Here is a 25,856-nt window from a genome sequence, read left to right as displayed (position 1 = left end):
GGCCAACGCGCCCCGGCAACCGCCAGCTATGTTGAAAGCGCGGCTGCCGGGGCGCTTGGTGCGCCGCCACGTGGCCTACTTTTGCGCCGCCACGTGGCCTACTTTTGCGCCGCCACGTGGCCGGTTTTTACTCCGCCGTTGACAATCTGCCTTAAAGTGCCACTTTTGGGGCTTCTCATGCGAGCATAGGAGTCGTATTTCCTGTACGAGCGGACCTCTTTTGTGTGGCAGTTTTGGAGAAAATGAAAAAACCCCTTAAAATCATAAAAATTGACTTTTAGGGGTTGACGAATGGTGCCCAGGAGAGGACTCGAACCTCCACGCCTTGCGGCACACGGACCTGAACCGTGCGCGTCTACCAATTCCGCCACCTGGGCAGGTGTCGTGACGCGGCTTCTACGAGGGTGTGTGGGTGCTGTCAACGGGGTCTGAAAAGAATTTTGTGGGCCATGGGTATGCTTGCCCGTTTACCCTTGTTTGATGGGGGGCTAGGCGCTAATCAGACTGAGGATTTTCTATGAAAGGCAGGCACCCATGTCAAAGCTGGTCACGATCTATGGCGGTTCGGGGTTTGTCGGGCGCTATGTCGCGCGGCGGATGGCAAAGGCGGGCTGGCGCGTTCGCGTGGCTGTGCGGCGCCCCAACGAGGCGATGTTCGTGCGCCAATACGGTGCCGTCGGTCAGGTAGAGCCGGTGCTTTGCAATATCCGTGATGACAACTCGGTCGCCGCGGCAATGGCGGGTGCGGATGCGGTGGTGAACTGCGTGGGCATTTTGGTACGAGACGGCAAGAACCGCTTTGACGCAGTGCAGACCGAAGGTGCGGCGCGCGTCGCGCGGTTGGCGGCGGCCGAAGGCGTTGCGCGCCTGGTTCATATCTCTGCGATCGGCTCGGATGCAGACGCGGCTAGCGATTATGCGCGGACCAAGGCGGGAGGCGAGGCCGCAGTGCTGAACGCATTCCCTAGCGCGGTTATTTTGCGTCCTTCCATCATGTTCGGCCCGGAAGACAAGTTCTTCAATCGCTTTGCCATGATGACCCGTTTTGGCGTTGTCCTACCGGTCGTGGGCGCAAATACGCTGTTCCAGCCGGTCTATGTCGACGACGTGGCACAGGCCGCCGTGGCGGGTGTCATGGGCGCGGCCGGGGGTGTTTATGAACTGGGCGGCCCCGATGTGCGTAGCTTTCGCGATCTGATGGCCGATATGCTGGGCATCATCAACCGGCGTCGGCTGGTGCTGAATGTCCCGTTCTGGGTCGCGCGGATCATGGGGGCAGGCTTTGACTTTTTGCAGTGGGTCACCGGCGGGTTGATCACCAACCATGTGCTGACCCGCGATCAGGTAAAGAACCTGCGCAATGACAATGTGGTGGCACCTGGGGCAAAGGGCTTTGCCGAACTGGGGATTCAGCCTACGCCGATGGCGGCGGTATTGCCTGACTATCTGTGGCGCTTTCGCCCCAGTGGCCAGTATGACGCTATCAACGCCTCGGCCCAGAATCTACGCAAGCTGTCATAAATGGATCAGACGACGCTTGTCGCTGCTCTCCTTGGGTTGCTTGAGGGTCTTACAGAGTTTATTCCGGTATCCTCAACGGGGCATGTGCTCTTGGCCGGGCATTTTCTGGGCTTTCAATCTACCGGCAAGGCGTTTGAGGTGCTGATCCAGCTGGGCGCCATCCTGGCAATCCTGGGTGTTTACGCAAAACGGTTGGTCGCGATTTTCACATCTGCACCGCATGATCCTGCGGCACGGCAGTTCATTGCGTCGATTTTAATTGCATTCCTGCCCGCTGTTGTCGTGGGTGTTCTTGCGCATGATTTTATAAAGACGGTGATGTTTGAAAGCCCCCTGCTGATTGCGATCATGCTGGTGATTGGGGGGGTTATTTTGCTGGTGGTGGATCGGCTGGATCAAAACCCAAGCCACCATGACGCCATGGAACTTCCCTTGGGGATGTCACTGAAAATTGGTGTTATTCAATGCCTTGCGATGATACCGGGGGTATCGCGGTCGGGGGCGACCATTGTCGGCGCGATGGCGTTGGGCGCCAGCAAACGTGCCGCCGCAGAATTTTCCTTTTTCCTGTCAATGCCGACAATGGCCGGAGCCTTTGCCTATGATCTATGGAAAAATCGTGATGTTCTAAGTGCGGCGGATTTGGGTACGATTTCCGTAGGTTTTGTCTTTGCGTTCATTGCCGCGCTGGTCGTGGTGCGGGGGCTGTTGGATTATGTCAGCCGCCACGGGTATGTGCTGTTCGGTTGGTGGCGGATTATCGTTGGAGTTGCGGTTTTGTTAGCTATTTCAATGGGATATTAAATATAAGTCAACAAAACTTACCTAAATTTAGCTAGCGTATCAAGAAATTCTATAATTCTCCCCAAAAAAGCGACATTTAGGTAAGCACTGCTGCCTTTTATTTATCCCACCCATGGTATAACACGGCGCGTCGGATACTTCACAGGAAGGCGCAGCCATGGCTTTGCAACGTATGCTCAAATTTGTGACGACGGCCAAAGAGATGCCCGAGAAGCGGGATGCCAGCGTACGCGCCACCGATTTTAGCGAAATTTACCGTGAATTTGCCGCTGCCAAGGCCGCCGAGCAGGCCAGCCGGTGCAGCCAATGTGGCGTTCCTTTTTGCCAAAGCCATTGTCCCTTGCATAACAATATCCCGGACTGGCTGCGCCTTACTGCCGAGGGGCGATTGCAAGAGGCGTATGAGCTAAGTCAGGCGACTAATACCTTTCCCGAAATCTGTGGCCGGATCTGCCCACAGGACCGGTTATGCGAAGGCAACTGCGTGATCGAACAATCGGGCCACGGCACCGTGACGATCGGCGCGGTTGAGAAATACCTTACCGATACGGCTTGGGACATGGGCTGGGTCAAGCCGATCAAGCCGGCGGCGGAACGTGCTGAATCTGTCGGGATTATCGGCGCGGGCCCGGCGGGCCTTGCGGCGGCAGATGTGCTGCGGCGGGCGGGGGTGCAGGTGACGGTCTATGACCGCTATGACCGCGCCGGCGGGCTGATGACCTACGGGATTCCGGGTTTCAAGCTGGAAAAAGACGTGGTGATGAACCGCATCACCCAGTTGGAACAGGCGGGTGTGCAATTGGTCCTGAACTGCACGGTTGGGGTTGATATCTCGTTCGATGCCATCCGTGGAAAACATGATGCGGTGCTGATTGCGACCGGCGTTTACAAGACCCGCGATCTTGATCACCCGGGCGTTAAGGCGGCAGGTATCGTGCGGGCCATTGACTATCTGACGGCCTCAAATCGAAAATCTTTTGGCGATGAAGTGCCCGAGTTTGACAGCGGCGAGTTGAACGCCAACGGCAAGCGCGTGGTGGTGGTCGGTGGCGGCGATACGGCGATGGACTGTCTGCGCACCGCCCTCAGGCAAGGCGCGGTCAGCGTGAAATGCCTCTACCGCCGCGACCGGGCAAATATGCCGGGTAGCCAACGCGAAGTGCAAAACGCCGAGGAAGAAGGCGTAGAATTTGTCTGGATGACCACCCCAACAGGCTTTGCCGGCAATCCGGTCTCAACCGTCATCGTGCAGCAGATGCGCCTGGGGGCGCCCGATGCGACGGGCCGTCAGGCGCCCGAGGTCATAGAGGGTGCCGACTATGAGGAAGACGCCGATCTGGTCATCAAGGCGTTAGGCTTTGAGCCAGAGCCGCTACCCGCGCTCTGGGGTGTCGACGCGCTGGAGGTGACGCGCTGGGGCACGGTGAAGGCCGATTTTCAGACCCATGCAACCAGCCTTCCGGGCGTCTATGCGGTGGGCGACATCGTGCGCGGTGCAAGCCTTGTGGTCTGGGCCATCCGCGATGGGCGCGAGGCCGGGGGTGCGATGCTGGCCTATCTGGCCGAGGCAACACAGGTCGCCGCCCAGTGAGTCACAGCCCGTGCAGAAGGCGGACACAACATGCCGCTACGCGCGCCGGTTATTGGGTAAGCCATACTGACGCAAAATATTACGAAAGGGTTAAGGCGATGCAACAGGGATTGGCAATCTTGATATTGGCGGCCGCTTTTGCCCCGGCGGCAGAGGCCAGCGTCTTTGCCCCACCAAAAGGCTGCCAGCTTACGCTGACGGTGCAGATGCGCCAATGTCAGGTCGCCAATCACTATACCTGCGCCGACGATACGCCGGGCGACCGCTGGATATCCTACGCCGATGGCAGCGGTGTGTTCTTTACCAGCCGGATCGACACTGAAACCCGCTGGATGGAAAGCATCAGCCACGAAACCGGCGAGATCGACCTTTTGGAGCCGCGTGCGCCGGACCACGCTTCGTTCAGCACGCTGCTGGCGACGGGGCGCGACGACTATGAGTTTTACACCCAAAGCAACTATGGCGAGCGCCGCCGCTATGCGGGGCATGACCAGTTGACCGGCGAAACCGTGGTGATTGACGGCGTTCCGCTGGAACGCGCCACGTTCGATCTGTCGTCTTATGACGAGGCGGGAAATTTCGTGTCGCGGCGGGTGGGCGATCAATACATCAGCCGCGACTGGCGAATGTTCTTTTCCAACGTGGAAACCTTTGAAAATGCGTTCGGTGACAGCGTGAAGACAGCGCAGCCGCCGGTAACGTTTTCGCGCCCGGGCGATAGGGGTTTTGGCAACGCCGAGCCTGAATTTGACTGCAACGTGCTGATGACACGCGCGCCTGTCGCCCCTATCCAACCCGCCCTTTGAGGAGGCACTTTGATGACCGAATTTGACGCCAACTGGGTTGCCGCTGAGGAAGCCAAGCGCAAGTGGATGGATGAAAACAGCCTTTACAAGGCCGATGACGAACATGCGTCATGCGGGGTCGGACTGGTGGTCTCGGTCGATGGTCAGCCCAGCCGCCGGGTGGTCGAAAACGGGATCGAGGCGCTAAAGGCCGTTTGGCACCGGGGCGCCGTGGATGCCGATGGCAAGACCGGTGACGGCGCGGGGATTCATGTGCAAATTCCGGTGCCGTTTTTCTACGATCAGGTGCGCCGCACCGGGCACGAGCCGGATATGGGCAAGCGCATCGCCGTGGGGCAGGTGTTCTTGCCGCGCACCGATTTTGCGGCGCAGGAACGCTGCCGCACGATACTGGAAACCGAAGTGCTGCGGATGGGCCACTATATCTATGGCTGGCGGCATGTGCCGGTGAATACCGAAGTGCTGGGCGAAAAGGCCAACGCGACCCGCCCCGAGATTGAACAGATCCTGATCCGCTGCGACCGCGACATCGACGAAGAGCAGTTTGAACGCGAGTTGTACATCATCCGCCGCCGGATCGAAAAAGCGGCGCTGGCGGCGAATATTTACGGGCTTTACCTGTGCAGCTTGTCGTGCCGCAGCATCATCTACAAAGGCATGATGCTGGCCGAACAGGTGGCGGTGTTCTACCCCGATCTGATGGATGAGCGGTTCGAATCGGCCTTTGCGATTTACCACCAGCGCTATTCGACCAACACGTTTCCGCAGTGGTGGCTGGCGCAGCCGTTCCGCATGTTGGCCCATAACGGCGAAATCAACACCCTGAAGGGCAACGTCAACTGGATGAAAAGCCACGAAATCCGGATGGCCAGCAGCGCCTTTGGCGACGCGGCCGAGGATATCAAGCCGATCATCCCGGCTGGTACCTCGGACAGTGGCGCGCTGGATGCGGTGTTTGAGGTGATGGTACGTTCAGGGCGCAGCGCGCCGATGACCAAGACGATGATGGTGCCCGAAGCCTGGTCAAAGGCCGTGACCGAAATCCCGAAGGCCTGGGCCGATATGTATGCCTATTGCAACGCCGTGATGGAGCCATGGGACGGCCCCGCCGCACTGGCCATGACCGATGGCCGCTGGGTTTGCGGCGGACTGGACCGTAACGGGCTGCGTCCGATGCGCTATGTGCTGACCGGCGACGGGTTGCTGATTGCCGGGTCCGAGGTCGGCATGGTGCCGGTTGACGAATATACCGTGGTGGAAAAGGGCGCGCTGGGACCGGGGCAGATGATTGCCGTCGATATGAAGGACGGCAAACTATACCGCGACACCGCGATCAAGAACCGTTTGGCCAACAGCCAGCCCTTTGGCGAGTGGATCAAACAGATCACCGAACTTAGCGCCGCACTGGACGCACTGCCTGAAACCGCGATGTTCACCGGGGCTGAACTGCGCAAACGCCAGATCGCCGCAGGTTACAGCGTTGAAGAGCTGGAGCAGGTTCTGGCCACGATGGCCGAGGATGGCAAGGAAATGATCGCCAGTATGGGCGATGATACCCCGGCCGCCGTTCTGTCAAAGCAATACCGCCCGCTAAGCCACTTTTTCCGGCAAAACTTTAGCCAGGTCACCAACCCGCCGATTGACAGCCTGCGCGAAAGCCGGGTGATGAGCCTGAAAACGCGGTTCGGCAACCTCAAGAACGTGCTGGAGGAAGACAGAAACCAGACCGAGATTCTGGCTCTGGACAGCCCGTTCGTCGCAAACGCGGAATTTGACGCGATGGTGGCGCAGTTCGGGCAGCGCGTCGGGGTGATTGACTGCACCTTCCCGCAGGGCGGCGGGCCAGAGACACTGCACGACGCGCTGGAACGAATCCGCCATGAGGCCGAAGATGCGGTGCGGTCGGGCGCGACTCATATTGTGTTGAGCGATGAGCATCAGGGCGCGGACCGCGTGGCGCTGCCGATGATTTTGGCCACCAGTGCGGTGCATAGCTGGCTGACCCGCAAGGGGCTGCGCACCTTTACCAGCATCAACGTGCGGGCCGCTGAATGTATCGACCCGCATTACTTTGCGGTGCTGATCGGCTGCGGCGCGACCACGGTGAACGCCTATCTGGCGCAAGACAGCATCAGTGACCGGATCGAGCGGGGCCTGATCGAGGGCACCCTGGTCGAGGCGATGCGCCGTTACCGCGCTGCGGTGGATAGCGGTCTTTTGAAGATCATGTCGAAGATGGGGATTTCGGTTCTGTCGTCCTATCGTGGCGGGCTTAACTTTGAGGCGGTGGGGCTAAGCCGGGCGATGGTGGCCGAATATTTCCCCGGCATGCATAGCCGCATATCCGGGATCGGCCTGCACGGAATTCAGCGCAAGATCGAAGAGGTCCATGCGCGCGGCTGGCTGGGCGGCAGTGAAATTCTGCCGATTGGCGGCTTTTACAAGGCACGGCGCACCGGTGAAAAGCACGCTTGGGAAGCGCAGACGATGCAAATGCTGCAAACGGCCTGCGAACGCGCCAGCTATGATCTGTGGAAACAGTATTCCGCGATGATGCGGTCAAACCCACCGATCCATATCCGTGATTTGCTGGACATCAAGCCGCTGCACCAGGCGGTGCCGATCGAAGAGGTGGAAAGCATCACCTCGATCCGCAAACGGTTTGTGACGCCGGGGATGAGCCTTGGCGCGCTATCGCCCGAGGCCCACAAGCTGCTGAACGTGGCCATGAACCGCATTGGCGCGAAATCCGACAGTGGCGAGGGCGGCGAAGACCCGGCGCATTTCGTGCCGGAACCCAATGGCGACAACCCCAGCGCCAAGATCAAGCAGGTGGCCTCGGGCCGGTTTGGTGTGACGGCGGAATATCTGAACGCCTGCGAAGAGCTGGAAATCAAGGTGGCGCAGGGCGCAAAACCCGGCGAGGGCGGCCAGTTACCGGGGATGAAGGTCACTGCGCTGATCGCGCGGTTGCGCCATTCAACGCCCGGCGTCACGCTGATTTCGCCACCGCCGCACCACGACATCTACAGTATCGAAGACCTTGCGCAGCTGATCTATGACCTCAAGCAGATCAACCCGCGCGCCAAGGTGACGGTCAAGCTGGTGGCCTCGTCCGGGGTGGGCACGATTGCCGCCGGGGTGGCCAAGGCCAAGGCCGATGTGATCCTGATTTCAGGGCATAACGGCGGCACCGGGGCCAGCCCGGCGACCAGCATCAAATACGCGGGCCTGCCGTGGGAAATGGGCCTGACCGAGGCGCATCAGGTTCTGGCGATGAACAAGCTGCGGGAACGGGTGACGCTGCGCACCGATGGCGGGCTTCGGACCGGGCGCGATGTTGTGATGGCGGCCATGATGGGCGCCGAGGAATACGGTATCGGCACCGCTGCGCTGATCTCGATGGGCTGCATCATGGTGCGCCAGTGCCAGTCGAACACCTGCCCGGTGGGCGTGTGTACGCAGGACCCGAAATTGCGCGCCATGTTCAACGGCACCGCCGACAAGGTGGTGAACCTGATCACCTTCTACGCGCAAGAGGTGCGCGAGATACTGGCCAGCATCGGCGCGCGCAGTCTGGATGAGGTGATTGGCCGGGCGGATCTGCTGACGCAGGTCAGCCGCGGCTCGGCGCATCTGGACGATCTGGACCTGAACCCGCTGCTGATTACCGTCGATGGCTGGGACAAGATCGTCTACGACCGCTCAAAACCGCGCAACCATGTGCCCGACACGCTGGACGCCGAGATTATTCGTGATGGCGCGCGCTTCTTTGAGGACGGTGAAAAGATGCAGCTCAGCTATGCCGTGCGCAACACGCACCGCACCATCGGCACCCGCGCCAGCAGCCATATCGTGCGCAAATTCGGCATGCGCAACGCGCTTCAGCCCGACCATCTGACGGTTAAACTGACCGGGTCTTGCGGCCAAAGTCTGGGCGCCTTTGCGGCGCCGGGGCTGAAGATAGAGGTGTCGGGTGATGCCAATGACTATGTGGGCAAGGGGCTGTCGGGGGGCACGATCGTGGTGCGCCCGCCTATGGGCAGCCCGCTGATCGCCAGCGATAACACGATCATCGGCAATACCGTGCTATACGGCGCGACCGAGGGCTATCTGTTCGCAGCAGGCCGCGCGGGCGAGCGGTTCGCGGTGCGCAATTCCGGCGCCAAGGTGGTGGTCGAGGGCTGTGGTACCAACGGTTGCGAATATATGACCGGCGGCGTGGCGGTAATTCTGGGCCGGATCGGCGCGAACTTCGGCGCCGGGATGACGGGCGGCATGGCCTATCTTTATGACCCGGATGGCTGTGCGGTGGATCATATGAACCCTGAGGGGCTTGTGACCTGCGCTGTCAGCCACCCGCATTGGGAAGCGCAGCTTAAATCACTGGTCGAGCGGCACGCGCATGAAACCGGTAGCCTGAAAGCCGCGGGCATCTTGCAAGACTGGGCGACGGAATGTGCCCATTTCTTGCAGGTGTGCCCAACTGAAATGCTGGTGCATCTGACCCACCCGTTAGGGGTAGAGCCGCAGGCGATGCCCGCGCAATAGGTAGCCACGCGTCAGTAAGATTGTTTCGCCCGTATCACCAGATGCGGGCGTTTCGCGTGGCATTCTGGCGCGAGTTGATGCGCAGCAACCGGGGTTGGCTCACCTCGTGGCTTGACCACCCCCCCTTGGCCGTGACTTATGGCGCGATGGCGCGAAAGACGAAAAAATCCGCGAAGAAACCCTCTGTGACCAGCAAAGCGGTGGCAGTGCTTTGGCATATGCCGCTGGCATGGGCGCTGCGTTGGCTGGGCCGTGCGGCGCTGGTCTGGCTTGCGGCGCTTTTGGCGATGGTGGTGCTATATACCTTTGTCAATCCGCCGACGACGTGGACGATGGTGGGCGAATACCGCCGACTTGGCGCGATTGACCGGCAATGGGCGCCGCTGGACGAGATTGCCCCGGTGATGGCGCGGTCCGTGGTGGCGGCCGAGGACGCGAATTTTTGCCAGCACTGGGGCTTTGACATGCGCGCGATTCGCGCGGCGATGGATAAGGGCGGCACGCGCGGCGCCTCGACGCTAAGCCAGCAGGTCGCCAAGAACGTGTTCTTATGGCAAACGCGCAGTTGGCCGCGAAAGGCGCTGGAGGCGATGATAACCCCGGCGGTCGAGATAATCTGGTCAAAACGCCGGATCATCGAGGTCTATCTGAATGTCGCGGAATTTGACGAAGGGGTGTTTGGCGTCAACGCCGCCGCGTTCCGCTATTTCCGCACAACCCCGGATAAGCTGACAGCGCGTCAGGCGGCACTTTTGGCCGCCATATTGCCCGACCCAAAGAATCGTAGCGCAGCCCAGCCCAGCAGCTTTGTCACGCGTCGGGCGCGGTCAATCGAGGACGGGGCGGAAACGATCCGGCGCGATGGTCGCGCCAGTTGTTTTGAATGATCGCTCTGCGTCGCGTCCGACCTGTCAGACGCGGGTATACTTTGTAGAACCACGCGGGCGCGAAATGGGCACCTCTTCGTGAAGAAGAACCGAAAAGGTCACACGAACGCGGTTATCTTCAAGCCAATCCCTGATCTCATCCCAGATCGCATCAGGGCTGCATTGGCGGTAGCTGAGCGCGTCCATCATACGCAAACGCAGATCAGCCGGAATGGATTCGGGCCATTGGGCAGTATCGCCATAAACCTTGTTATCGAAGAATTGCTCAGACATGTGCACGTCTCTGGTTGAAAGAAAATTGAAACAGGCGGCACGAATACTCTCGATACCATGTCTGCAAGCGTCAGCAGACGGGACACAGTGATGGTTGTCAGGGTCTGACAGCACTACCAACACGTTTACATCTCATGACATCCATTAAGGCACAACCTCAGGGCAAGTTGCAACCTTATTTTCGCCATATGGATGAAGCCTGAAATCGCCTCTTTCCCGAACCGGCATTGATCCATTGCGGCCACGGGGCTATCACAGGGGCAACCCCGTGAAGGAACTGCCGATGAACCGCCTTTACCATGTTGCGCTGTCACCATTTTGCCGCAAGGTCCGCCTGACACTGGCGGAAAAGAAAATCGAGGTGGAACTGGTCGAGGAACGCTATTGGGAACGCGCACCCGACTTTCTACGCCGCAACCCGGCGGGCAAGGTGCCAGTGCTGAAAATGGAGAGCCGTACGCTAAGCGAAAGCCAGGCAATCTGCGAATATATCGATGAAACCGTGCCAACCCCACCCCTGATGCCGCGCGATCCCGACAGCCGCTATGAGGTGCGCCGCCTTTGCGCCTGGTTTGATGACAAATTCAACACCGAGGTAACGGCGAAGGTGATGGGCGAACGGGTCTGGAAAAAGATCATGAAGAAGGGCTACCCTGATAGCAAGAACGTCAAGGAAGGGCTGGCCGCGACAAAGTTTCATCTGGACTATATGGGCTGGCTTTTGGACCAACGGCGCTGGTTGGCGGGCGACGCAATGACGTTGGCAGACTTTACCGCCGCTGCGCATCTTAGCTGTCTGGACTATATATCCGATGTGGATTGGGACCGATCTGCCGCGGTCAAGGACTGGTACGCCAAGATCAAGTCGCGCCCCGCGTTCCGGTCTTTGCTGGCAGACCATCTGCCCGGCCTGCCACCCGCGCCGCAATATGCCGAACTGGATTTTTAGGGCCGGCCGGGTAAGCCATGGGTGCCGCCTGGCCGCGGCGATCTGTTCGGTCACAGGGAAAGGGATGGGTTCGTGTCTGATCTGAAGGCACTGTTGGTCGCGCGGGCGCTGGAGGAAGGGTTTTCCAAGGCGCGGGTTTGCCGCCCCGATGCCGCACCGCAAACCGCAGCGCGGCTGGCGACCTACGTCGAGGCCGGGCGGCATGGTCAGATGGGTTGGATGGCCGAACGCATGGGCTGGCGCGGCGATGCAGCGGCCCTTTGGCCCGAAGCGCGATCCGTGCTGATGTTGGCCGAGGTTTATACGCCAAAGGGCGATCCAATGGCGGTCTTGAACGAACCAGACCACGGCGCGATTTCGGTTTACGCGCAGGGCAAGGATTACCACGATATCGTCAAGCGCCGGTTAAAGCGGCTGGGGCGGTGGTTTGTGGATGTGGCCGCGAAAGAGGGGGCCGGGTCCGAGATCAAGGTTTTTGTCGATACCGCGCCGGTGATGGAAAAGCCGCTGGCCGAGGCGGCGGGGCTGGGCTGGCAGGGCAAGCATACCAACCTTTTGGCGCGCGACTTGGGTAGCTGGTTCTTTCTGGGGGCGATTTTCACCACCGCCGAGCTGGAGCCGGACCCCCCCGAAACCAGCCATTGCGGGGCCTGCCGCGCATGTCTGGATGCATGTCCGACCGGGGCGTTTCCGGCCCCCTATCAGCTGGATGCGCGGCGCTGCATTTCCTATCTGACGATCGAGCATAAAGGCCCGGTCGATCTGGAATTGCGGGCGCGGATGGGCAACCGGATCTATGGCTGCGACGATTGTCTGGCCATTTGTCCCTGGAACAAGTTTGCCGCTGATGCGCATGAAATGGGCTATTTGCCGCGTGCCGAGGTACCGCTTTTGGCGGAGTTGGCGGTTTTGGATGACGCGGCCTTTCGCGAGCGGTTCGCGGGCAGTCCGGTCAAGCGGATCGGGCGGGACCGAATGGTTAGAAACGTGCTTTATGCGATCGGAAATTCAGGCGATGCACGGCTTCGCAGCGTGGCCGAGGCGTTGCGTGCGGACGCTGATCCGGCAGTGGCCGACGCGGCGGAATGGGCGGTGGTGCGGCTGGCGGCGATAGGATTGTGACGCAATGGCGCGCCGGAAAATGGTTTTGCCCCGGCTTTGGGGCGTGGCATGATGTGCGGGATTTCCCTTGTGAAACACAGTCGCTAACGTAGCCTCATGTCACCAGTTCGCGGAATATTGTTCAAGCTTGGCTCAGTCGTGGTGTTTATCGCCATGGCGGCGCTGATCAAGACCGTCTCGGGGCATGTGCCGCCGGGGCAAGCCGTATTTTTTCGGTCATTCTTTGCTATTCCGGTAATTTTGGCGTGGCTGGCGATACGCCGCGAATTGACCACCGGGCTGAAAGTGGCAAGCCCTCTGGGCCATGTCTGGCGCGGGGTGATGGGAATCATGGCGATGGGGTTTGGTTTTGCCGGGCTGGGAATGCTGCCGCTGCCTGAGGTCACCGCGATTGGCTATGCGGCACCATTGTTGACGGTGATCTTTGCGGCGATGTTTCTGGGTGAGGAGGTGCGGGCCTTTCGTCTGTCCGCGGTGGCGCTGGGGATGGTGGGCGTGCTGATCGTATTGTCGCCGCGGTTGACCACGGTGCAGACCGCCTCGGACCGTGAAACGCTGGGCGCCATGGTGGTGCTGATCGGGGCGGCCTGTGCCGCGTTGGCGCAGGTTTTCGTGCGCAAGATGGTTGCGACCGAACGGACCAGCGCGATTGTATTCTGGTTTTCGCTGACCTCTGCGGGATTGGCGCTGATAACGGTGCCGTTTGGTTGGGTGGTGCCGACACCGGGCGAGGCGGCGTTACTGGTATTGGCGGGGCTGCTGGGGGGATTCGGGCAGATTTTCCTGACCTCGGGCTACCGCCATGCCGACGCCAGCATTATCGCGCCATTTGAATATGCCTCGATGATTTTTGCGCTGGCGATTGGGTATTTTGTGTTTGAAGAAGTGCCGACATTGGTGATGCTTGGCGGGGCAGCCATAGTCATTTCCGCCGGGGTGCTGATCATCTGGCGCGAACGCCAGCTGGGGCTGGAACGCGCAAAACAGCGCCGGGCAATGACGCCGCAGGGGTGAAATCAGCCGCAGATTGTGCTACAAGGGCACCAAGGTAGATCCTGGGAGGATACCATGAGCCGACATATAACCGACCATGAGCGTGACACCAAAGCCAACAGCCGGATCGCGGCCTATCTGAAACTGGAGCGCGCAGAATGGCGACATCCGGCCCTGCGTGTGCTGCATGAACGCGGCACCCACGCTGCCGAAGCCGGGCGGCGCACCGCCCAGTTTGCGCGAATCGAACGGGGCCAGGAGGCGTAAACACCGCATTCAAAACGCCATTGCCGGGGGTAAGGGGCGCTGGGCCGCGCCCCTTTGCCGTTAGCGGCGCACCAACGCCTCGTATTCGGTGGCGATGTCACGGGTCAGGGCGCCCACCTCAAACGTGTAGTCACCGATCTGGCCCACCGGGGTAACCTCGGCGGCGGTGCCGGTCAGCCAACACTGTTCAAACCCTTCCAGTTCGGACGCCTCGATATAGCGTTCGTGAACGGTGATTCCTTTTGCGCGCAGCATCCCGATGACGGTTTGCCGGGTGATGCCGTTCAAGATTGCGTCCGCTAGCGGGGTATGCACTTCGCCGTCTTTCACGAAGAAGATATTGGCGCCGGTCGCTTCAGCGACATAGCCGCGATAATCGAACATCATCGCATCGGAACAGCCCTTCGCCTCGGCGGCGTGTTTGGACATGGTGCAGATCATGTAAAGACCGGCGGCTTTGGCAGCCGACGGAATGGTTTCAGGTGACGGCCGCTTCCATTTCGAGATGTCGAGCTTGGCGCCCTTCATCTTGGCGTCGCCGTAATAGGCGCCCCAGGTCCAGACGGCGATGGCCAGATGCACGGGGTTACGCTTGGCCGCGACGCCCATATCCTCGCCCGAGCCGCGCCACGCAAGGGGGCGGACATAGGCATCGGTCAGGCCATTGGCATCAAGGGTGGCGCGCTTGGCCTCTTCGATCTGGGCGATGGTGTAGGGTATCGGCATGTCCAGCAATTCGCCCGATTTCAGCAAGCGCTGGGAATGTTCAAGCGATTTGAATATCTTGCCATTATAACACCGCTCACCCTCAAACACCGAGGACGCGTAATGCAGTGCATGGGTAAGGATATGGACCTTGGCATCACGCCAGTCGATCAGCTTGCCATCCATCCAGATCTTACCATCACGATCATCGTACCCGCCAGCCATTTCAACCCCTTTCGATTGCGTCTAAATTGCGAAAGTTGCGCGATATTGGTCCGTTTCGGACATAATATTGCGTAAAATCTGCAGATCGGTAACAATTGATTCTTGGAAAGTCAACGAGGCTGACGTAAAATTGACGCGAACAAGGGGGCGATCATGGCCGATACTGGCATTACGGGTAGCGAAAGCCTGCTTTTCCTGACCGATGAGCAATTGCGCAAAGGCATTGAGGCGATGTTTTTTGCCTATCGCGGCTTTACGGCCGACCCGGACCGAATTTTGGATCAGCACACCTATGGCCGCGCGCATCACCGGGCGATCCATTTCATCAACCGCCAGCCGGGGCTGACGGTGACGACGCTGCTGGCGGTGCTGGGTGTCACAAAGCAAAGCCTGAACCGGGTCTTGCGCACCCTTATCGAGGATGGCCTGGTGGAAAGCCGCGTCGGCCGCAAGGACAAGCGCGAACGCCACCTGTATCTGACCGACGCCGGCGCGCAGTTGGAGCGCGAGCTGTCCGAAGCACAGCGGGTGCGGATGCGCGCGGCCTACCGCGCTGTCGGGCCGCAGGCCGTGGCCGGGTTTCGTCAGGTGCTGGAAGCGATGATGGACGAAGACATGCGCCGCCACTACCAGATGCTGCGGGATGGCGCGTGATGCAAAATGCAGCGCATCTGTTGATTGTCGATGATGACGAACGTATCCGCGGGCTTTTGCACAAGTTTCTAATGCGTAATGGTTTTTTGGTAACCGCTGCGCGTGATGCCGCCCACGCCAGGCGGTTGCTGGAGGGGCTGGAATTCAACCTGATCGTGCTGGATGTGATGATGCCGGGCGAAGACGGACTGACCCTGACCCGCGATCTGCGCAAACGGATGACCACCCCGATTCTGCTATTGACCGCCAGGGGCGAGACGCGCGACCGGATTGAAGGGTTGGAGGCGGGGGCCGATGATTATCTGCCCAAACCGTTCGAGCCAAAAGAATTGCTGCTGCGAATCAACGCGATCTTGCGGCGTATGCCCACGCCACAGGAAACCAGGCCAAAGTTCATGCAGCTTGGGCCGTTGCGCTATGAAATGGAAAGAGGGGAGCTGTGGGTCGGAGAAGACCCGGTGCGCCTGACCGCGACCGAATCCGCCTTGATGCGGATCTTTGCCGCCAGAGCGAACGAGGTGGTCAGCCGGGCCGATCTGGTCGAAGAACTTGGCCGAGACCGCAGCCCCGCCTCCAATAGTGACGAACCGGGCGGCGACCGTGCCGTAGACGTTCAGATAACCCGCCTGCGCCGCAAGATTGAACCTGACCCGCGCGAGCCACGCTATCTGCAAACGGTGCGGGGTCTTGGTTATATGCTGGCGCCCGAATAGAGCCTCAGTCCCTGATCGTGGTGAATATACCTGCAACACTGCGACAATAGTGCACAATTACCCGTGAATGTTTGCTGGACGGGCGCAAGTGCGATTGCTAAGAAGTCGCCATGTTCGGCTGTGCTATGCGCGGTCCGACACGTCGTATTGGCCTGAGCCTCAGGCCCCGGAAGGGAGAATATTCGTGTCCCACGCAGATGATCACGCAGGCACCCGGAGGGATTTCCTCTACTACGCGACCGCAGGCACGGGGGCGGTTGTCACTGGCGCTGCTGTATGGCCGCTGGTTAATCAGATGAATGCATCCGCCGACGTCAAGGCGCTGTCCTCGATTTACGTCGATGTGGCAGACGTCGAAGTCGGCACGCAGTTGACCGTCAAATGGCGTGGCAAGCCAGTGTTCGTGCGCCGCCGCACCGAAGAAGAAATCGAGGCAGGCCGCGCGGTTGTGCTAAGCGATCTGATCGACCAAACCGCCGAAAACCCCAATAAACCCGGGGCGGACGCATCGGATATCAACCGCACGATGGATGAGGCCGGCGAATGGCTGGTGATGATCGGCGTTTGTACCCACCTTGGCTGCGTGCCGATTGGCAACGGTGCGGGCGACTTTGGCGGCTGGTTCTGCCCTTGTCACGGGTCACACTACGACACCGCCGGACGCATCCGCAAAGGCCCTGCGCCGCGCAACCTCGACATTCCGGTGGCGCAGTTCACCGATGAAACCACAATCCTGCTGGGCTGAGGGAGAGCACGCAAATGGCTGGAATTCCGCACGACCATTACGAGCCCAAGACGGGTATCGAAAAATGGATACATTCGCGTCTGCCCATCGTCGGTCTATTGTATGACACGATCATGATTCCGACGCCGAAAAACCTGAACTGGTGGTGGATCTGGGGCATCGTCCTCGCGTTCTGTCTGGTTTTGCAGATTGTTACGGGCATCGTTCTGGCGATGCATTACACCCCACATGTCAGCTTGGCCTTTGCCAGCGTCGAGCACATCATGCGCGACGTGAACAGCGGCTATATGATGCGTTACCTTCACGCGAATGGCGCCTCGCTGTTCTTCCTGGCGGTCTATATCCACATTTTTCGCGGGCTTTACTACGGTAGCTACAAGGCCCCGCGTGAAATCACCTGGATCATCGGGATGATCATCTATCTGTGCATGATGGGTACGGCGTTCATGGGCTATGTGTTGCCCTGGGGCCAGATGTCGTTCTGGGGGGCCACCGTGATTACCGGGCTCTTTGGCGCGATTCCGGGCATCGGGCCAGACATTCAGGCCTGGCTTTTGGGCGGGCCTGCGGTGGATAATGCCACGTTGAACCGTTTCTTCAGCCTGCATTACCTGCTGCCCTTCGTGATTGCGGCGCTGGTCGTGGTTCATATCTGGGCGTTCCATACGACCGGAAACAACAACCCGACCGGTGTTGACGTCCGCCGCACGTCAAAGGCGGATGTTGAAAAGGACACCCTGCCGTTCTGGCCTTATTTCGTGATCAAGGATTTGTTCGCGCTGGCGCTGATCTTGTTGGTGTTCTTTGCTGTCGTTGGGTTCATGCCGAACTATTTGGGCCACCCGGATAACTATATCCAGGCGGACCCGCTGGTGACACCGGTGCATATCGTGCCGGAATGGTATTTCTTGCCGTTCTACGCAATCTTGCGGGCCTTTACCTCGGATGTCTGGGTGGTGATGTTTGCCCACTGGATCACCTTCGGCATCGTCGACGCCAAGTTCTTTGGTGTGATCGCCATGTTCGGCGCGATCATCGCGATGGCGCTGGCGCCGTGGCTGGATACCTCAAGCGTGCGCTCGGGCCGGTATCGCCCGATGTTCAAGTGGTGGTTCTTGCTGCTGTGCCTCGACTTTGTGGTGCTGACCTGGGTGGGCGCCATGCCGACCGAAGGGATCTATCCCTATATCGCGCTGATCGGGTCTACCTACTGGTTTGGCTATTTCTTCGTGGTTCTGCCGCTGCTGGGGGTGATTGAAAAACCGCTGCCGCAACCGGCAACCATCGAAGAAGACTACAACGCCCATTACGGCGCAAAATCGCACCCGGCAGAGTAAGAAAAGGACCGAAATGATGAGAAAACTTTTGATCTCTGCCGTTTCTGCCCTTGCGTTGGGCATGGGTGCGGCAATGCCTGCAGGTGCTGAAGGTCATATCGAAGATGTGGCTTTCAGTTTCGAGGGCCCCTTTGGCACCTATGATCAGGCGCAATTGCGCCGTGGTTTGCAAGTGGTGCAAGAGGTTTGCACCGCCTGTCACGGCCTGAAGTTCGTACCGCTGCGGTCGCTGGCGGACGAGGGCGGCCCGCAGCTTCCGGGTGACGAAGTGCGGGCCTACGCCGCAGATCTGTCGATCTTTGACCCCGAGCTGGACGACGAGCGGCCGCGCAAGGAAACCGACATGTTCCCCACCGTTACCGGTGAGGGCATGGGGCCGGACCTGAGCCTGATGGCGAAAGCACGGGCGGGTTATCACGGACCCTATGGCACCGGGCTAAGCCAGCTGTTCAATGGCATCGGCGGGCCGGAATACATCGTCTCGGTTCTCACCGGCTATACCGGTGAGGAAAAGGAAGAGGCCGGTACGGTATTTTATGAAAACACCGCCTTCCCCGGCGGTTGGATTTCAATGCCGCCACCGCTGTCGGATGAGTTGGTGGAGTTTGAGGACGGGCACGCCAACGACGTTCATAGCCTAGCGGTTGACACCGCCGCCTTTCTGATGTGGGCCGCCGAACCCAAGATGATGGCGCGTAAACAGACGGGTTTCGTGGCTGTGATGTTGCTGACGCTGCTGACCGTGCTGCTTTACCTGACAAACAAGAGACTTTGGGCGCCTTACAAGGGCAAGAAGACTGCCGTGTAAATAATAGCAAAGCCGGGGGCGCTGCCCCCGGACCCCCGGAGTATTTACGCCAAAAAAAGCGAAGCGCGCCCAACGGTCTGGGCGCGCTTTTTCAATGCCCTAGGTAGGCTGCCAGTGCCGGGGGCGGGTTGGTCAGCAGGGTTTCTGTGGGTTGCGGTGGATGCGCGACGCCTTCTGCCACAACAATCGAAAGGGGTGCAAAGGCGCGGGCGTCTGCGGGGTCATGGCTGACCATCAGCACCGTGGTGCCCTGTTCAGCGGCTAGGTCCGCGACGAGGGCAAGCATTTCGGATTTGAGGGCGGGGCCAAGCGCTGCGAAAGGCTCATCCAGCAGTAGCAGCGGGCGCGCGCGCAGTAGCGCCCGGGCCAGCGCCACGCGGCTTTGCTGGCCACCCGACAGTTGCGCGGGTTTGCGGCTGCCAAGGCCAGATAGACCAGTACGGGCAAGGGCGGCGGTGACCGCCTCGCGGTCGGTCGCGGTCAGGCGCAGGTCATGTTTCAGGCCAAGGCCAAGGTTTTGCGCGATTGTCAGGTGCGGGAAGAGATTTTGGTCTTGAAACAATATCGATAAGGGCCGCGCACCGGGGGGCAGGGGCGCAAGGTTCTTACCCTTCCAAAGAATTCGGCCCGACGTGGGCGCAAAAAACCCGGCGATTGCCGACAGCAGTGTTGATTTTCCGGCGCCCGAGGGCCCGATGACAGCCACCCGTGCGCCGGTGGGCACGGTCAGGTTGGCGGTCAGGGAAAAATCGTCCTGGGTCAGGGTCAGGGCATCAAGGGTCAACATGGGAACCTACGCGGTCAAAGGCCCAGAACATGGCAAAGCTGAGGCCCATCAGCAGGGTTGCGGCGGCTGCCGCGTCGGCCATTCGGTAAGCCCCCATAAGTTGGTAAAGGGCAAGCGGCAGTGTGGCGTTGCTGGTATCAGCGAACATGGTGATTACCCCAAGGTCGCCCATCGACAGCGCCGCCGCAAGCCCTGCCGAAAACCCCATGGGGCGGGCAAGGCGCGGCAGTGTCAACAGCCGCAACCTTGCAAAACCTGTCAGCGAAAGCGAGGTGGCAAGCCTGTCGTAATCGGCGTGAAGGGTTTGAGCGGCGGGCAACAGTGTGCGGTACGCAAAGGGCAGCGCCAGTGCGGCGTTGACCAGCACAGTCACCGGCAGTGCAAGGCTGGCTGGGGCTGCAACCGGGCGGAGCAGCAGGTATAACCCCGTCCCCAGCACCAGCGGTGAGGCGATCAGCGGTAGCGTTGCGGCCAGCCCAATCCAGCGGCGCGGCGCGGCCAGTGCCAGGGGTAGCACCAGCACGATTGTCAGCGCGGTTGACGCCAGCGCGACCCCAAGGCTGCGCCCCGCAGCCTGCCAGACCTGCGGCGGCAGATCGGCAATGCCGGGCAGGCCGCGCACCAGTACCGCCAGCAGCGGCGCCAACAGGAAGGCGGCGGCAAGGGCAATCACAGCCGTGTCTTGCGCACCCGTCCAGCGCCCCGGCGGCGGCAGGTGCCAGCCCCGGTCCAAGCCCGCGCCAAAACCGCCAAGCAGCGTCACCCGTGCCGTCAGCACCAGCGCCACCATGCAAATTGCCACCTGCAACAGCGCAAGGCTGGCGGCGCGGGCAAGGTCGAAATCGAAGCGAAAAGCCTGATAGATCGCCAGCTCAATCGTGGTGGCACGGGGGCCGCCCCCAAGCGTCAGCGCAACCGCGAACGAGGTCAGGCAGACCAGAAAAATTGCCAGCCATGCGCCCGGAACCGTGGCCCGCAGCATTGGACGTTCCAGATGGCGGGCGGTATCGGCGGCGGTAAAGCCAAGGCTGGCGGCCAGGCGAAACCGCTCGGACGGGATTGCCTGCCAGCCATGCAACAGCATCCGCGTGGCCAGCGGCAGGTTGAAAAACACATGCGCCAGCACCACGCCTTGTGGCCCATAGATGTCAAAGCGGGTCAGGCCCAACGCCGCGACCGCTTCGTTCACGACGCCGGCGCGGCCAAAGATCGCCAATATTCCCATGACCGCAACAATCACCGGCAACAAAAACGGCGCGCCCAAAAGCGTGATCAGCAGCCCCCGCCCGGCAAAGCGCCTGCGGTGCAGCGCCCGCGCCGTCGGAATAGCCAGCAGCACCGACAGCGCCGCCGACACCACCGCTTGCGCAACGGTAAAGCGCGCCGCCGACCAGTCTGCGGCCTCAAGCGCCCCCAACCCGCCGGCACGAAACGCGACAGCGGCAAGGGTGCCCAGCACCAAAAGCGTCAGCGCGGCAGCCGCAAGGGCCGCCGCCGCGCCAGCGTTCACCGTGAAAGCGCGCTGCGCCATTCGGACAAGGCCCCCTTGCGTGCTGCCTCGGCCTCTTCGGCGGTAAACAGCAGGCTTTTTTCCGGTGTCATCAGCGTCTCGAACCCTTTGGGAAGTCCGGCGGCGGGTGTCACGGCAGGATACATCCAGTTGGTTTCAGGGATCACCGATTGGAAGGGCTCGGTGCCGATGAAGGCCATGAAGGCATCGGCCAGTTCGGGCTGATCGGTTGCGGCCAGTTTGCCCGCCACTTCGACCTGAAGGTAGTGGCCTTCGGTGAAGGGGGCGGCGGCTTTGGTCATGTCATTTTCAGCGATGATGTGATAGGCGGGCGAGGTGGTGTAGGACAGGACCATGTCGGCCTCGCCTGCCAGAAACATGCCGTATGCCTCGGACCAGCCGGGGGTAACGGTGATGATATTATCTGCCAGATCCGCCCAGATACCGGGGGCGGCATCACCGTAAGCCGCCTTGACCCACATCAAAAGGCCCAAGCCCGGCGTGGATGAGCGGGGATCCTGGATCACCACCTTCAGGTCAGAGGCGGCCAATGCCTTGAAGCTGTCGGGCGGGGTGGCAAGTTTGGTCGTATCATAAACGAACGCAAACCAACCCCAGTCGAACGGGGTAAACAGCGCATCGTCAAACGCCACCGGCAGCGTGGGCGCCGCCAGCCCGTGCGGCGCGAACAACCCCGAGGCCGCCGCCTGCGCCGTCAGGTTGGTATCCAGCCCCAGCACCACATCGGCGGGGCTTTGGTCGCCTTCCAGCAGCACGCGCGACAAAAGTGCCGCGCCATCGCCTGCGCCAACCAGTTGCAGATCGCAGCCGCAGGTGGCCTCAAACGCCGCCTCTATCGCCGGGCCGGGACCCCATTCAGAGGTGAAGCTATCGTAGGCGTAAACTGTTAGAACGGGCAAATCCGCCGCCCACACGGGGGTGGACAGCAAAAGTCCCGCAAGCATTGAGGTAAATCTCATCACATCCTCCAATGGCTTGACGGGCGGGGTCAGGCCGGGGGATGCCCGGATACCTTCCCTCCGCCGGTCTTAACCGGTTCAGGTTCAACGGGTTCGCGCACGCGCGTCTCAGCCCTGTTGCCAGAGCACCCCTAGGTCAGCCCGAACATAGGCACCCCGGCCACGCTTGCAAGCCAAAACCGCTTGAGTGGCGCGGGATGGCGCTTTATGCCGTAGAAAAGGAGTGCCACGATGAGCTTTAACACCTTCGGCCATATGTTCCGCGTCACTACCTGGGGCGAAAGCCATGGTCCTGCACTGGGGGCCACGGTCGATGGATGCCCGCCGGGGATTGCGCTTTCTGAGGGCTTCATCCAGCAGTTTTTAGATAAACGGCGCCCCGGATTGAACAAAAACACCACCCAGCGGCGCGAACCCGATCATGTGCGCATCCTTTCGGGCACTTTTGAGGGCCGAACCACCGGCACACCGATTCAGCTGATGATCGAGAACACCGATCAGCGCAGCAAGGATTATGGCAATATCGCCCAGAGTTTCCGGCCCGGGCACGCCGATATTACCTATCATCAGAAATACGGCCTGCGTGACCATCGTGGTGGCGGGCGGTCCAGCGCGCGCGAAACTGCGGCGCGGGTGGCAGCGGGCGGTGTGGCGCAGGCGGTGCTGCGCGTCATGGTGCCGGGCCTGCGGATCACCGGCTATATGGTGCAGATGGGGGTAAAACAGATCAACCCTGACCGATTTGACCGCGACGAAATCGCCCGCAACGACTTTTTCGTGCCCGATGCCAGTGTGGTGGCCGAATGGGCCGATTACCTGCAACACGTTCGGGTGAAAGAGAATTCATCGGTCGGGGCGATGATCGAGGTGCTGGCCGAGGGCGTCCCCCCCGGTTTAGGCGCGCCCATCTATGCCAAGATGGACAGTGATCTGGCCGCTGCAATAATGAGCATCAACGCCGTGAAAGGTGTTGAAATTGGCGAAGGTCTGGGGGCTGCGGGTTTGACCGGGGTGGAAAACGCCGATGAAATCCGCATGGGCGCCACCGGCCCCGAATTCATGTCAAACCACGCGGGCGGTATTTTGGGCGGCATTACCACCGGGCAGCCAATTGTCGTGCGTTTTGCGGTCAAGCCAACCTCGTCAATCCTGACGCCGCGCCGCTCGATCAACACCGTGGGCGATGAGGTCGAGGTCAGCACCAAGGGTCGCCACGACCCCTGCGTGGGCATCCGCGCGGTTCCGGTGGCCGAGGCGATGGTCGCTTGCGTGATCCTTGATCATCTGCTGTTGGACCGCGGCCAGACCGGCGGCAAGCGCGGCAAGATCGGGTGACAATTGCCGGTCATTCGGCCTCGGTGTCGCTGCGGGTCAGCGTCATTATTCCGTGCTACAACGCAGCGGGTACCGTTGGCCGGGCGCTGGCATCGGTACAGGCGCAGACCCTGACGGAATGGGAGGCAATCGTGATCGACGATGCCTCAACCGATGACAGCATCGCACAGTTGGCGCCGATACTGGCGGCGGACCCGCGCATCCGGCTGATCCGGCTGGCGCAGAACACGGGCGCAGGGGCGGCGCGAAATGCGGGGCTGGTGCAGGCGCAGGGCAGGTTTGTGGCGTTTCTGGACGCTGACGATTTCTGGCACCCCGAAAAGCTGGCACTGCAAACCCGCTGGATGGCGGCCGAAGATCTGGCGCTATCGGCCACCGCTTACCGCCGCGTCAATATGACCACGGGCGCGGTCACGGAATTTGGTTTGCCCGAGCGGATCGGCTACCATGATCTGTTGAAAACCAACGTGATGGGGTTTTCAACCGTCATCTATGACCGCAACGCCCTTGGCCCTCGGCAGATGCCCCTGCTGCGGCAACGGCAGGATTTTGCGTTTCTGCTAATGTTGCTGCGCGAATTACCGGCGGCAGGCGGGCTGAACCGGGTTTTATGCACCTACGCATTGGGACACCAATCCCTGTCGTCGGCCAAGGGCAGGGCCATTCGTCAGACATGGCGGATGTATCGCGGGTTTGTGGGGTTGGGGCGGGCCCCGGCGCTGTGGTATTTCAGCCAGTATGCCGGGCGGGCGATCCTGCGCCACAAGGCCCCGGCGCTGGCCCGAACGCTGGGCATCCTGCGCGCGCCCGATGGTTAGCCCCCGCACGCCAACGGCTTGCCGAAACTGAACGCATGGGGCTATGCTATGCTACCGCAGAAAAGAGGCAGCATGACCAGCGACAAAATCAGAAAAGGCCGCAAGTTCGATCAGGTGCTGAACGGCGCGCGACTGGTCTTTTTGCGTGATGGCTTTGACGGTGCCAGCGTCGACGACATTGCCCGCGAAGCCGGGGTCAGCAAGGCCACGCTTTACAGCTATTTTCCTGATAAACGCCTGCTGTTCATGGAGGTCGCCAAGACTGAATGTCGCCGTCAGGCCGATGAGGCGCTTGAGGTGATCGACCAGACCGCGCCGCCCCGTGTGGTGCTGCGGGCCGCCGCCGAACGGATCATCGCGTTCATGTCATCGGATCTGGGGCAGGGCATCTTTCGCATCTGCGTAGCTGAAAGCGACCGTTTCCCGGCACTGGGGCAAGAATTTTACCAATCAGGCCCGCTTTTGGTACGCGAACGGCTGGTCGGCTACCTTAGTGCAGCGGTGGCGCGCGGCGATCTGGCGATCGACGATCTGGAACTGGCCGCTGATCAGTTCGCGGAATTGTGCAAGGCCGATATCCACGCAAGGCTGATCTTTGGCACCGGCGAATGCTGTAGCCCGCGTGACAAGGAACGCGTCATCGCCGGCGCGATCGAGATGTTCATGGCGCGCTACGGGCCAAAGGCTTAGGCCAGATCACGCACGATCAACTGGGTGCCGGCGCCTTGCTTTAGCTCAAACCGGCCGGTTTTGCGGATCAGGTCGCTTAGCTTGGTGGCGCCATAGCTGCGGGTGTCGAAATCGGGGTTCGCCTGCGAAATGAACTGGCCGATCTGGCCCATCGAATACCAATCCTCATCGCCGCCAATCGCGCGCATCGCCGCGACAATCAGGGGGATGGCGTTCTTGGCCGGTTCCTTGTCGCGCGGGGCGGGGTCCGGGCGCGGGGCGGTGTCGCGCGCACCAACCGGTTCTTGCGGCGGTGTGTCATCATCGCCAAGGTTTTCAACATAGATGAAGCGCTTGCAGGCCATGCGAAACGCCTCTGGCGTCTTTTTTTCGCCAATCCCGTAGACATCAAGCCCCTGTTCGCGCACCCGCGCCGCCAACCGGGTAAAGTCGCTGTCGGAACTGACCAGCACGAAACCGTCAAACAGACCCGAATGCAAAAAATCCATCGCCGCAATCACCAGCCCGATGTCCGAGGCGTTCTTGCCCCGTGTATTGGAGAATTGTTGATCGGCCACCAGACCCAGCGCCGCAACCTTTTTGGCCCATGGCCCCAGACGCACCGCTGACCAGTCGCCATAAATCCGCCGGACCGAGGCTTCGCCCAATGAGGCAACTTCCTCAAAGATCGCTTCGGCATAGCTGGCGGGGACGTTGTCAGCATCAATCAGGACGCAAAGGCGGGGGGCGCGGTTTTCTGGCATGTTGTCCTCATGGTGTATGGCCCGCGACAGTACGGACAGATC

Annotated in this window: 24 protein-coding genes, 1 tRNA gene and 1 riboswitch; of the genes, 18 read left to right on the top strand and 7 right to left on the bottom strand. The window is 60.7% G+C overall.

Translation table 11 applies throughout. The features are described 5' to 3' along the window. Positions 1 to 292: 292 nt before the first annotated feature. Positions 293 to 377: transfer RNA gene (locus tag ACM62R_RS04655), tRNA-Leu, on the bottom strand. 157 nt (positions 378 to 534) lie between these two features. On the opposite strand from ACM62R_RS04655, the gene ACM62R_RS04650 reads away from it, so the two are divergent. The 6 genes from ACM62R_RS04650 to mtgA all read left to right on the top strand — a co-directional run bounded on the left by ACM62R_RS04650 (position 535) and on the right by mtgA (position 10,160). Continuing rightward, positions 535 to 1,521 (top strand): complex I NDUFA9 subunit family protein, encoded by a 987-nt coding sequence (locus tag ACM62R_RS04650; RefSeq protein WP_415182891.1) that lies wholly within the window; start codon positions 535 to 537, stop codon positions 1,519 to 1,521. Continuing rightward, positions 1,522 to 2,325 (top strand): undecaprenyl-diphosphate phosphatase, encoded by an 804-nt coding sequence (locus ACM62R_RS04645; RefSeq protein ID WP_415182890.1) that lies wholly within the window; start codon positions 1,522 to 1,524, stop codon positions 2,323 to 2,325. 157 nt (positions 2,326 to 2,482) lie between these two features. Then, the gene (locus tag ACM62R_RS04640) at positions 2,483 to 3,916 is read left to right on the top strand and encodes an NAD(P)-dependent oxidoreductase (RefSeq protein WP_415182889.1); all 1,434 of its coding nucleotides are present in this window, start codon (positions 2,483 to 2,485) and stop codon (positions 3,914 to 3,916) included. 98 nt (positions 3,917 to 4,014) lie between these two features. After that, entirely contained in the window at positions 4,015 to 4,722 is a 708-nt protein-coding gene (locus ACM62R_RS04635; RefSeq protein WP_415182888.1) for a hypothetical protein, read from the top strand. Between the two features lie 12 nt (positions 4,723 to 4,734). After that, the gene (gene gltB / locus ACM62R_RS04630) at positions 4,735 to 9,273 is read left to right on the top strand and encodes a glutamate synthase large subunit (protein ID WP_415182887.1); all 4,539 of its coding nucleotides are present in this window, start codon (positions 4,735 to 4,737) and stop codon (positions 9,271 to 9,273) included. A gap of 146 nt (positions 9,274 to 9,419) precedes the next feature. After that, entirely contained in the window at positions 9,420 to 10,160 is a 741-nt protein-coding gene (mtgA, locus tag ACM62R_RS04625; protein WP_415182896.1) for a monofunctional biosynthetic peptidoglycan transglycosylase, read from the top strand. A gap of 24 nt (positions 10,161 to 10,184) precedes the next feature. Here mtgA and ACM62R_RS04620 read toward each other — a convergent pair whose 3' ends face one another. Further along, positions 10,185 to 10,433 (bottom strand): hypothetical protein, encoded by a 249-nt coding sequence (locus tag ACM62R_RS04620; RefSeq protein WP_415182886.1) that lies wholly within the window; start codon positions 10,431 to 10,433, stop codon positions 10,185 to 10,187. A gap of 283 nt (positions 10,434 to 10,716) precedes the next feature. Here ACM62R_RS04620 and ACM62R_RS04615 point away from each other — a divergent pair, with 283 nt between their 5' ends. The 4 genes from ACM62R_RS04615 to ACM62R_RS04600 all read left to right on the top strand — a co-directional run bounded on the left by ACM62R_RS04615 (position 10,717) and on the right by ACM62R_RS04600 (position 13,764). Further along, a complete protein-coding gene (locus tag ACM62R_RS04615; protein WP_415182885.1) occupies positions 10,717 to 11,382 on the top strand; it encodes a glutathione S-transferase family protein in 666 nt (221 codons plus the stop codon). A 72-nt stretch (positions 11,383 to 11,454) separates the two neighbouring features. Next, positions 11,455 to 12,504 (top strand): tRNA epoxyqueuosine(34) reductase QueG, encoded by a 1,050-nt coding sequence (gene queG / locus ACM62R_RS04610; RefSeq protein ID WP_415182884.1) that lies wholly within the window; start codon positions 11,455 to 11,457, stop codon positions 12,502 to 12,504. A 96-nt stretch (positions 12,505 to 12,600) separates the two neighbouring features. Further along, the gene (locus ACM62R_RS04605) at positions 12,601 to 13,518 is read left to right on the top strand and encodes a DMT family transporter (RefSeq protein ID WP_415182883.1); all 918 of its coding nucleotides are present in this window, start codon (positions 12,601 to 12,603) and stop codon (positions 13,516 to 13,518) included. A 54-nt stretch (positions 13,519 to 13,572) separates the two neighbouring features. Then, positions 13,573 to 13,764: a hypothetical protein gene (locus ACM62R_RS04600; RefSeq protein ID WP_415182882.1), complete on the top strand. Its 192-nt coding sequence runs from the start codon at positions 13,573 to 13,575 to the stop codon at positions 13,762 to 13,764. 60 nt (positions 13,765 to 13,824) lie between these two features. Here ACM62R_RS04600 and ACM62R_RS04595 read toward each other — a convergent pair whose 3' ends face one another. Then, positions 13,825 to 14,694 carry a branched-chain amino acid aminotransferase gene (locus ACM62R_RS04595; protein ID WP_415182881.1) on the bottom strand — a complete coding sequence of 290 codons (870 nt, stop codon included), beginning with the start codon at positions 14,692 to 14,694 and terminating at the stop codon, positions 13,825 to 13,827. A 153-nt stretch (positions 14,695 to 14,847) separates the two neighbouring features. On the opposite strand from ACM62R_RS04595, the gene ACM62R_RS04590 reads away from it, so the two are divergent. The 5 genes from ACM62R_RS04590 to ACM62R_RS04570 all read left to right on the top strand — a co-directional run bounded on the left by ACM62R_RS04590 (position 14,848) and on the right by ACM62R_RS04570 (position 18,951). Further along, entirely contained in the window at positions 14,848 to 15,348 is a 501-nt protein-coding gene (locus tag ACM62R_RS04590; protein ID WP_415182880.1) for a MarR family winged helix-turn-helix transcriptional regulator, read from the top strand. Beyond that, complete coding sequence (locus ACM62R_RS04585) at positions 15,348 to 16,061, top strand: response regulator (protein WP_415182879.1); 714 nt, start codon at positions 15,348 to 15,350, stop codon at positions 16,059 to 16,061. The genes ACM62R_RS04590 and ACM62R_RS04585 overlap by 1 nt, the downstream gene beginning before the upstream one ends. A 184-nt stretch (positions 16,062 to 16,245) precedes the next feature. Next, on the top strand, positions 16,246 to 16,806 hold the full coding sequence (petA, locus tag ACM62R_RS04580; RefSeq protein ID WP_415182878.1) for a ubiquinol-cytochrome c reductase iron-sulfur subunit: 561 nt from the start codon (positions 16,246 to 16,248) through the stop codon (positions 16,804 to 16,806). A 14-nt stretch (positions 16,807 to 16,820) separates the two neighbouring features. Continuing rightward, positions 16,821 to 18,143 carry a cytochrome b gene (gene petB / locus ACM62R_RS04575; protein WP_415182877.1) on the top strand — a complete coding sequence of 441 codons (1,323 nt, stop codon included), beginning with the start codon at positions 16,821 to 16,823 and terminating at the stop codon, positions 18,141 to 18,143. Between the two features lie 13 nt (positions 18,144 to 18,156). Beyond that, positions 18,157 to 18,951: a cytochrome c1 gene (locus ACM62R_RS04570; protein WP_415182876.1), complete on the top strand. Its 795-nt coding sequence runs from the start codon at positions 18,157 to 18,159 to the stop codon at positions 18,949 to 18,951. A 91-nt stretch (positions 18,952 to 19,042) separates the two neighbouring features. Here the strand turns inward: ACM62R_RS04570 and ACM62R_RS04565 are convergent, their stop codons facing one another. Genes ACM62R_RS04565 through thiB form a run of 3 tightly spaced genes read right to left on the bottom strand, consistent with a single transcriptional unit; the run spans position 19,043 to position 22,228 of the window. Continuing rightward, entirely contained in the window at positions 19,043 to 19,738 is a 696-nt protein-coding gene (locus tag ACM62R_RS04565) for an ATP-binding cassette domain-containing protein (RefSeq protein WP_415182875.1), read from the bottom strand. Further along, entirely contained in the window at positions 19,725 to 21,269 is a 1,545-nt protein-coding gene (locus tag ACM62R_RS04560) for a thiamine/thiamine pyrophosphate ABC transporter permease ThiP (RefSeq protein ID WP_415182874.1), read from the bottom strand. Before ACM62R_RS04560 ends, ACM62R_RS04565 begins: the two co-directional genes overlap by 14 nt. After that, positions 21,245 to 22,228: a thiamine ABC transporter substrate binding subunit gene (thiB, locus tag ACM62R_RS04555; protein ID WP_415182873.1), complete on the bottom strand. Its 984-nt coding sequence runs from the start codon at positions 22,226 to 22,228 to the stop codon at positions 21,245 to 21,247. Before thiB ends, ACM62R_RS04560 begins: the two co-directional genes overlap by 25 nt. A 38-nt stretch (positions 22,229 to 22,266) precedes the next feature. Next, positions 22,267 to 22,371: riboswitch (TPP riboswitch) on the bottom strand. Positions 22,372 to 22,459: 88 nt separating this feature from the next. Here thiB and aroC point away from each other — a divergent pair. The 3 genes from aroC to ACM62R_RS04540 all read left to right on the top strand — a co-directional run bounded on the left by aroC (position 22,460) and on the right by ACM62R_RS04540 (position 25,071). Beyond that, positions 22,460 to 23,563, top strand: a complete 1,104-nt coding sequence (gene aroC, locus ACM62R_RS04550) for a chorismate synthase (RefSeq protein WP_415182872.1) — start codon at positions 22,460 to 22,462, stop codon at positions 23,561 to 23,563. Continuing rightward, the gene (locus ACM62R_RS04545) at positions 23,560 to 24,381 is read left to right on the top strand and encodes a glycosyltransferase family 2 protein (RefSeq protein ID WP_415182871.1); all 822 of its coding nucleotides are present in this window, start codon (positions 23,560 to 23,562) and stop codon (positions 24,379 to 24,381) included. The genes aroC and ACM62R_RS04545 overlap by 4 nt, the downstream gene beginning before the upstream one ends. Before the next feature lie 72 nt (positions 24,382 to 24,453). Further along, positions 24,454 to 25,071: a TetR/AcrR family transcriptional regulator gene (locus tag ACM62R_RS04540; protein ID WP_415182870.1), complete on the top strand. Its 618-nt coding sequence runs from the start codon at positions 24,454 to 24,456 to the stop codon at positions 25,069 to 25,071. Here ACM62R_RS04540 and ACM62R_RS04535 read toward each other — a convergent pair. Continuing rightward, a complete protein-coding gene (locus ACM62R_RS04535) occupies positions 25,068 to 25,814 on the bottom strand; it encodes an NYN domain-containing protein (RefSeq protein WP_415182869.1) in 747 nt (248 codons plus the stop codon). The two genes, ACM62R_RS04540 and ACM62R_RS04535, sit on opposite strands and share 4 nt — an antisense overlap. Positions 25,815 to 25,856: the final 42 nt, after the last annotated feature.

The sequence above is a fragment of the Phaeovulum sp. genome (genome assembly GCF_047638075.1).
GTDB lineage: Bacteria > Pseudomonadota > Alphaproteobacteria > Rhodobacterales > Rhodobacteraceae > UBA6197.
The sequence above is the reverse complement of the archived record's forward strand: the minus strand, read 5'-3'. Positions and strand labels throughout refer to the sequence as shown.

Bases quoted from the DNA above. Each gene is read 5' to 3' on its own strand.
- ACM62R_RS04650 (WP_415182891.1), top strand. From the start codon at position 535: ATGTCAAAGCTGGTCACGATCTATGGCGGTTCGGGGTTTGTCGGGCGC.
- ACM62R_RS04645 (WP_415182890.1), top strand. From the start codon at position 1,522: ATGGATCAGACGACGCTTGTCGCTGCTCTCCTTGGGTTGCTTGAGGGT.
- ACM62R_RS04640 (WP_415182889.1), top strand. From the start codon at position 2,483: ATGGCTTTGCAACGTATGCTCAAATTTGTGACGACGGCCAAAGAGATG.
- ACM62R_RS04635 (WP_415182888.1), top strand. From the start codon at position 4,015: ATGCAACAGGGATTGGCAATCTTGATATTGGCGGCCGCTTTTGCCCCG.
- gltB (WP_415182887.1), top strand. From the start codon at position 4,735: ATGACCGAATTTGACGCCAACTGGGTTGCCGCTGAGGAAGCCAAGCGC.
- mtgA (WP_415182896.1), top strand. From the start codon at position 9,420: ATGGCGCGAAAGACGAAAAAATCCGCGAAGAAACCCTCTGTGACCAGC.
- ACM62R_RS04620 (WP_415182886.1), bottom strand. From the start codon at position 10,433: ATGTCTGAGCAATTCTTCGATAACAAGGTTTATGGCGATACTGCCCAA.
- ACM62R_RS04615 (WP_415182885.1), top strand. From the start codon at position 10,717: ATGAACCGCCTTTACCATGTTGCGCTGTCACCATTTTGCCGCAAGGTC.
- ACM62R_RS04605 (WP_415182883.1), top strand. From the start codon at position 12,601: ATGTCACCAGTTCGCGGAATATTGTTCAAGCTTGGCTCAGTCGTGGTG.
- ACM62R_RS04600 (WP_415182882.1), top strand. From the start codon at position 13,573: ATGAGCCGACATATAACCGACCATGAGCGTGACACCAAAGCCAACAGC.
- ACM62R_RS04595 (WP_415182881.1), bottom strand. From the start codon at position 14,694: ATGGCTGGCGGGTACGATGATCGTGATGGTAAGATCTGGATGGATGGC.
- ACM62R_RS04590 (WP_415182880.1), top strand. From the start codon at position 14,848: ATGGCCGATACTGGCATTACGGGTAGCGAAAGCCTGCTTTTCCTGACC.
- ACM62R_RS04585 (WP_415182879.1), top strand. From the start codon at position 15,348: ATGCAAAATGCAGCGCATCTGTTGATTGTCGATGATGACGAACGTATC.
- petB (WP_415182877.1), top strand. From the start codon at position 16,821: ATGGCTGGAATTCCGCACGACCATTACGAGCCCAAGACGGGTATCGAA.
- ACM62R_RS04570 (WP_415182876.1), top strand. From the start codon at position 18,157: ATGATGAGAAAACTTTTGATCTCTGCCGTTTCTGCCCTTGCGTTGGGC.
- ACM62R_RS04565 (WP_415182875.1), bottom strand. From the start codon at position 19,738: ATGTTGACCCTTGATGCCCTGACCCTGACCCAGGACGATTTTTCCCTG.
- ACM62R_RS04560 (WP_415182874.1), bottom strand. From the start codon at position 21,269: ATGGCGCAGCGCGCTTTCACGGTGAACGCTGGCGCGGCGGCGGCCCTT.
- thiB (WP_415182873.1), bottom strand. From the start codon at position 22,228: ATGAGATTTACCTCAATGCTTGCGGGACTTTTGCTGTCCACCCCCGTG.
- aroC (WP_415182872.1), top strand. From the start codon at position 22,460: ATGAGCTTTAACACCTTCGGCCATATGTTCCGCGTCACTACCTGGGGC.
- ACM62R_RS04540 (WP_415182870.1), top strand. From the start codon at position 24,454: ATGACCAGCGACAAAATCAGAAAAGGCCGCAAGTTCGATCAGGTGCTG.
- ACM62R_RS04535 (WP_415182869.1), bottom strand. From the start codon at position 25,814: ATGCCAGAAAACCGCGCCCCCCGCCTTTGCGTCCTGATTGATGCTGAC.